This window comes from Bacillota bacterium (genome assembly GCA_040754675.1).
Lineage (GTDB): Bacteria > Bacillota > Limnochordia > Limnochordales > Geochordaceae > Geochorda.
In genome coordinates this window covers 1-6,270 of record JBFMCJ010000244.1, presented here as the reverse complement: position 1 = coordinate 6,270, position 6,270 = coordinate 1, and the positions used below count along the sequence as shown (strand labels likewise).

The 6,270-nt window shown below is 71.5% G+C and carries 6 protein-coding genes; all 6 read left to right on the top strand.

The features are described from left to right. A partial coding sequence (gene lptC / locus AB1609_13790) for an LPS export ABC transporter periplasmic protein LptC (protein MEW6047531.1) occupies window positions 1–597 on the top strand: 597 nt, incomplete at its 5' end. A gap of 33 nt (window positions 598–630) precedes the next feature. Beyond that, window positions 631–1,407: a hypothetical protein gene (locus AB1609_13785; GenBank protein MEW6047530.1), complete on the top strand. Its 777-nt coding sequence runs from the start codon at window positions 631–633 to the stop codon at window positions 1,405–1,407. 90 nt (window positions 1,408–1,497) lie between these two features. Further along, window positions 1,498–4,386, top strand: a complete 2,889-nt coding sequence (locus tag AB1609_13780; protein ID MEW6047529.1) for an ATP-binding cassette domain-containing protein — start codon at window positions 1,498–1,500, stop codon at window positions 4,384–4,386. Window positions 4,387–4,400: 14 nt separating this feature from the next. Further along, the gene (lpxC, locus tag AB1609_13775) at window positions 4,401–5,261 is read left to right on the top strand and encodes a UDP-3-O-acyl-N-acetylglucosamine deacetylase (GenBank protein ID MEW6047528.1); all 861 of its coding nucleotides are present in this window, start codon (window positions 4,401–4,403) and stop codon (window positions 5,259–5,261) included. Beyond that, window positions 5,254–5,697 carry a 3-hydroxyacyl-ACP dehydratase FabZ gene (gene fabZ / locus AB1609_13770; protein ID MEW6047527.1) on the top strand — a complete coding sequence of 148 codons (444 nt, stop codon included), beginning with the start codon at window positions 5,254–5,256 and terminating at the stop codon, window positions 5,695–5,697. The genes lpxC and fabZ overlap by 8 nt, the downstream gene beginning before the upstream one ends. After that, window positions 5,694–6,270 (top strand): acyl-[acyl-carrier-protein]--UDP-N-acetylglucosamine O-acyltransferase (locus tag AB1609_13765; protein ID MEW6047526.1); only part of this gene is annotated, 577 nt, incomplete at its 3' end. The genes fabZ and AB1609_13765, both read left to right, overlap by 4 nt.

Here is a 6,270-nt window from a genome sequence, read left to right as displayed (position 1 = left end):
GGCGTCAGCGGCACCGGCAGTCCGGCCGCTTCGACGCCGGCCCAGGACTCCGGCCGCGTCCCGGGGGTGCACACGGCCGAAGTTCACCTGGTCGGCAGGCGCCGGGGCGAGCGGCAGTGGGAGCTGCGGGCCGAACGCATCGACCTGCCCCAGGCCCGGCGACAGGTGGTCTTCTCCCGCGTCAGCCGGGGCGTCTTGTACCGTGAGGGCCGCACCTTTCTCCTGTTCGACGGGGACGGCGGACGCTACGACGAGAAGACCGGCGGGTTGGTGCTGGACGGCGGCGTGACGCTTCGGGATCCGGGCGGGGGCGTGCTCGTCAGTTCGGACCTGGTCTGGGACGCGGGGCGCCAGGTGCTGTTCAGCGAGGCCCCCACGACGCTCTCGCGAGGCTCGTCGGTGGTGCGGGCGGCCCGGATGGAAGTCGACGTCAAAGCCGGAGTGGTACGCCTCTCCGGCGGCGTGCGGGCAGAGGATCCGCAGGCCGGAGGGCTAACGGTCCAGGCAGCCGGAGCGGAGTACGTGCCGGATACGGGCGAGATTCGCCTGGCCGGCCCGGCCCGCCTGGAGGTCAGCCCGCCACCGCCGGACGGGTGACCGGCGGACGGATCGGATTGGAAGTGCGTCGCAGTGCATTCTTCGAAGGCCACTCAAGCCGCGGTCGCGCTGGCGCTGGCCGGCGTGCTCTGGGGATTCGCCCCCGGGCATGGAAGCGCAACCGCCGAAGCGGCCGCCGCTCAGGCGCCCTCCGCGCCCGCCACACAGGAAAACCAGCCGGTCCGTATTTCGGTCGAGGGCGTCGCGCCCGACCAGCAGATCGGGCGGTGGGACCCGAAGGCACGCCGCTGGATCTTCAACCCCCCGGGCGGGACGGTTGTCGTGGAGTGGGGGGGCTGGCGGGCCGAGGCGGCGAGGCTCGAGTGGGACAGCGAGGGCCGCACGGTGGAACTCTCGGGAAGCGTGAAGCTCACCCAGGCCGAGGTGGACGGGGCCGCCGAACGCGTAATGGTCTGGTACGACGAGCGCCGGGTGAGGCTGTCGGGCAGCGCCCGGCTCGACCAGTTCGAGGTGGTTGACCACAAGCGCGGCAAGAAGGTGCGAACGCTCACGGCCCCGTTCATCGAGGTGGACGACCGCAGGGGCCTGCTTGTGGCCGAGTCGGGCGTCGAGGTGCGCCAGGATGATCCGCGCCTGTGGGCGACCGGTGAGCGGCTGACGTACGACCGGGCAAGCGAGCTTCTGGTGCTTACGGCAAAGGAGAACCGGGTGCGCGCCACCCTTGAGGGCTTCAAGCTCGAGAAGGCGTCTCGCATCGAATACAACGCGCAGACGGACGAGGTGAGGCTATTCGGCCCGGCGGAGATCATCCAGCTTCCGCCCGAGCCCGCTTCTTCCACCAGCCCCTGAGCGCTGACAGCGCCGCCAGCAACTCTTTCCCGGCCGGCCCGGAAACGCATGGTATACTGCGGCCGGACCGGGAAAGGGGAAGCGCGGCGCGTGAAAGCCTTCGACCAGGCCCGACGGCGCCGGAGCGCACCCGCAGTCGTCCGGCACCTTCTGGTCTGGCTTCTGGCCGCTACCCTCGTGGCCGGCGCAGGGGGTTACCTCGTCGCCTGGGCCATGGGCCGCGCGCTCTTTTCTACGGTGGAACTCGTCATGGGCGAGGCCGGCCGGTTCGACGTGCTGCTGCAACTTCAGCAGGAACGCCGCCGCGAGGCCCTCGCCGCCGCCTCCGAACTGCTGGCCCGGCAGTTCCCCGGTTCGGCCGTGAAAGAAGGTCCTTCGGCCGCCGGGAGCACCGTGCTGTTGGTGTCGCTTCCCGAGCGGTGGCGAAACGCCCGCACGTTCGAGCGCCTGGACAGGGAACTGGCCGGCGTCCCGGGGCTCGTTAGCTGGCTTCCCCTGGTGGAACCGTCCGTGACCGTCAGCCGCGTCCACCCGGCCCTCGAGCGCGACCTCCAAGGCTGGCTCGAACGCCAGGAGGAAGTGGACTTCACCTTCTTCCGCGGATCCGACCTGGTGGTGGTGTTGAAGGAAGCCGGCCGGCTCGACCGGTTCAACGAGAAGCTCAAGCGCCGGATCGGCACCTACCGGGTCGTGCGGGCGGTGCTGCCCGGCCAGGCCGTGGATGCCGGCCTTGCCCGGCGGGCGGCGCAGGCCCTCGAGGAGCAGGGTTGGGCGGGGTCGGTGGTTTACGCCGCGCCCGCCACCGAGGGGGCCGGTGCCGGCACGGTACGGTGGGTGGAGCGAATGCGGGACTTCTTTGTGAGCTACGCCACGCTTGCCCGCATCGAAGCGTCCGAGGCGGCCCGGGACACGCCGCTGCGCGTGGGCGAAGAGGTGCGGGTGGGAGGTGCGCCGGCGCAGGTGGTGGCCTTTGACGGCAGGCAGGGGCTGGCCGTGCTCGCCGAGGAAAGCGGTGCGCAGGACCTCCTGGGAAAGCCCGTCGAGGTGCGCCGCGCCTCCGGAGAACTCGCCGGCACCGCCGTGGTGGATGGCGGGCGGATCCGCATCCAGGCGGCACTCGACGAAAGCGAGGCCCTGCTCAACCGCCTGGAGCAGGCCGGCGGGAGCTGGGAGGAAGCCCTGCATTCGGCGCAGCAGGCGGCCCGGCAGCTCGAGCAGACGATCGGGCGGATCGAGCAGGCGGCCGAGGACCTGTCGAGGCTTTCGGCCTCCTCCTCCGATCCCGCCCGCGACACCCTGGTGGCCCTCGCGCTCAGCGTGCTCCTGGGGCGGCGGGACTCCACCGCCACGCCGGGCGATGCCACCCGGTCCGTCGCCCGCCTCCAGCAGCAGCTTCAGGAACTGCGCGCCCGGCTCGACGCGTACCAGAAGACCGACCTCCGGGATCTGAAGAACAGCATCCAGACGCTACGGCAAAGCCTCCCCGAGATCGACGGGCGGGAGGTGGCGTCGGCGCTGGACCTGCTCGAAAAGTCGGAAGCCGAGCCGCTGGCGGCACCCGAGGGCGTCGAGATCGTGCTGCGAACCGGCGAAGACCGCCCGCCGGAGACGTCCCGCCTCAAGCAGGCGCTGGAGCGAGGGCTGGAGACGAGCAAGGTGCGGGTCTACACCTCGCCCGCAGCCACGGCCTCTCCCAGCGCCCGTGCCACGGTGATGCAGGTGGTGGAGCGGGCCCGCTCTGCCGGGGCGGCGCTTGCGGTGGCCGGCATCGTGGTCTGGACGCTTTTCAACGATTGGGCGGCCGTGGGGGCGGCCATCCAGGCGGAGCGGCGCGGGCGCCGCCGGGCGGCCGGCAGGGCGGCCAGGCTGCTCTCGGCGGGGATCGGGGTGCTGGCCGGGGCGACCATGGCTCTTGTGGCCGGGATGGCGCTCCTCGGCCGGGAGGCGTGGATCTGGCCTGTGGCTCTCGCCGTTTTGGGCGCCGTGGCCGGATGGCTCTCCGGCTGGCTGGGGCACCGGCTCTCCCCGGTCGATGCGGACGCGGTGGAAGCCGCCCGGGCGATGAGCATGGAGGGCGGCGCCATCCTGGAGACGGTGGTCGCACCGGCGGTGAGGCCGTGGCTTCTCTCCCTCACCTCGTCCCGGCGGCCCCCGTCCGGCACCCGCTTCGGCGCGCCGCCGGCGAAGAACGGACGCCTGCTGTCAAGTGCTGCCGTGAGTGACGGCGCGCCCGCGACCTTCCGGGAGGCCGCCCTGGCGGCGTACAGCCTGGTGAAGTACTACGGAGCGCAGAAGGTGCTGGACGGGCTGTCGCTTTCGGTGACCCGGGGCGAAACCGTGGTCATCATGGGCCAGAGCGGGTGCGGCAAGTCGACGCTCTTGCGGTGCTTCAAGGGGCTCATCGAGCCTGACGCCGGAAGTGTGCGCATTTTCGGGCAGGACCTGTGGAGCCTCCCGGACGCCCAACGTCGTGCCCTGGCGGGCCGGGTGGGCCTCGTCTTTCAGCGGCCCCAGCTCATCGCCCACCTGAGCGTGCTCCAGAACGTGGCCCTGGCCGCCCTGGGTTCGGGCGCTTCCTGGCCGGAGGCGTACGAGCGCGCCTGGCACTGGCTTTCGGTTCTGGAGATGGCGCGGTTTGCCTCCAGGCGCCCGGCCGAGCTTTCGGGTGGCGAAGGCCAGCGGGTGGCCATCGCAAGGGCCCTTGCGGCCGAGCCCGACATCCTCCTGTGGGACGAGCCGACCTCGCAGCTCGATCCCATGCTCGCCGCCGACCTCCTGGACCTGATGGAGGAACTGATTCGCCGCCTCAGAACCACCATGCTGGTTGTGACCCACCAGCCGCGCTTCGGCGCGCGGGTGGCGCACCGGCTCGTGTTGATGGACGGCGGCCGGGTGGTGGAAGCAGGCCCGCCCCGCCGGGTTCTCGCCGCCCCGGCGTCGGACGTGGGCCGCCGCCTGGCCCGCCTGGCGGCCATGTGAGGCGAAGCGGGCACTTGAAAGCCGAACCCCCAACCCAAAAGACGCTGGCGCATGAAGTGAGCCTGGAGGGCGTCGGCCTCCACACCGGCGGACGGTGCCGCGTGCGGCTGCTTCCGGCCCCGGTGGACTCGGGGCTCCAGCTTGTGCGCACCGATCTGGGGCGGCCTGTTGCCATCCCGGTCTCCGTGCGATCCCGGCTGCCGGGCGCGCGCACGACCGCCCTGGGCACCCCTGAGGCGTCGGTCATGACGGTTGAGCACGTGCTTGCGGCGCTTTCGGGGCTCGGCGTGGACAACGCCCGCATTGAGGTGGAAGGCCCCGAGGCGCCCGTCCTGGATGGCAGCGCCCTACCCTACGTGGAGGCCATCGAGCGGGCCGGCGTCGTGGCGCAAGCCCGGGCGCGCCGGGTTCGGCGCCTGCCCCGGGCGGTCTGGGTGGGAGACCCGGAGCGGTTCATGGTCGCCATGCCGTGGCCTGAACTTCGCATCAGCTTCGCCTTCATCAGCGACCACCCGGGCCTGGGCGACCAGTTCGTCGAAATCACCGTGACCCCGGAGAGCTTCCGGGGCGAGATCGCCCCGGCCCGCACCGTGGCGTTCGCCGGCGAGGTCGAAAGGCTGCAGGAGCGGGGCCTGGGGCTTGGCGGTTCGCTGGACAACGTGCTATTGATTGGCGAGGACGGGCCGGTCAACACGCCCCGCTTTCCCGACGAGGTGGCACGGCACAAGATCCTGGACGTGGTGGGCGATCTGGCGCTGGCCGGGCCCCTTTGCGCCCGGGTGGTGGCGGTGAGAGGCGGTCACGAACTCACGGCGCGCCTGGTTCAAAAGATGGTCGATCTCTGGGAGACGGGAGGAGAGGCCGGCAATGCTTGACGTCGTCCAGATCTGGCAGCGGATTCCCCACCGCTACCCCTTTCTCCTCATCGATCGGGTTTTGGAGCTTGAAGAAGGCCGGCGGGTGGTGGCGCTGAAGAACGTCACCATCAACGAACCGTTCTTCGCCGGGCACTATCCCGCCCGCCCCATCATGCCGGGCGTGCTGATGCTGGAGGCGCTGGCGCAGGCGGCGGCCGTGATGCTTTACCCTTACGTGGCCTCGTTGGGCAAGGTGCCGCTGCTGGCGGGGATCAATCAAGCGCGCTTCCGGCGCACCGTGGTTCCAGGTGACACGCTGAGGCTCGAGGTGCAGGCGCGCCGGGTCCGCACCACCACCGGCGTGGTGGACGGCAAGGCGCTGGTGGACGGCGAGGTGGCGTGCGAAGCGCAGTTCCTCTTTGCCGCTGCGGCCCAGGCGGAGGCGGCGCGATGACACGCCCCGACGCGCCGCCTTCGGCGCAGGTCCGGCGGCATCCCACGGCGCTCGTCGATCCCGGGGCGCGCATCGGGGACTCGGTGGTGGTGGGGCCTTACGCCGTCATCGGCCCCGATGTGGAGGTCGGCGCGGGCAGCGTGCTGGAGAGCTTCGTGGTGATCGAGGGCCACACCGTGCTGGGGCCGGACAACCGCATTGGAACGGGCGCCGTGCTGGGCGGCGAACCGCAGGACGTGAAGTACCGCGGGGAGCCGACGCGCCTCGTTCTGGGCCGGGGCAACCGCGTCGGCCCCTACGTGATCGTTCACCGGGGCACCCCGGGGGGGCACGGCGTGACCGTGGTCGGGGACGAGTGCGTGCTCGAACCGGGGTCGCACATCGGCCACGACTGCACCGTGGGCAGCCGGGTGCGGCTGGGGGCGGGCAGTGCAGTGGCGGGCCACACCGTCATCGACGACGGCGTCGAGGTGGGTCCGCTGGCGGGCATTCACCAGTTCACCCACGTGGGGCGCCTTGCCCGCATCGAGGGGCATGCGATCGTGACCATGGACGTCCCGCCGTTTGCCGTGG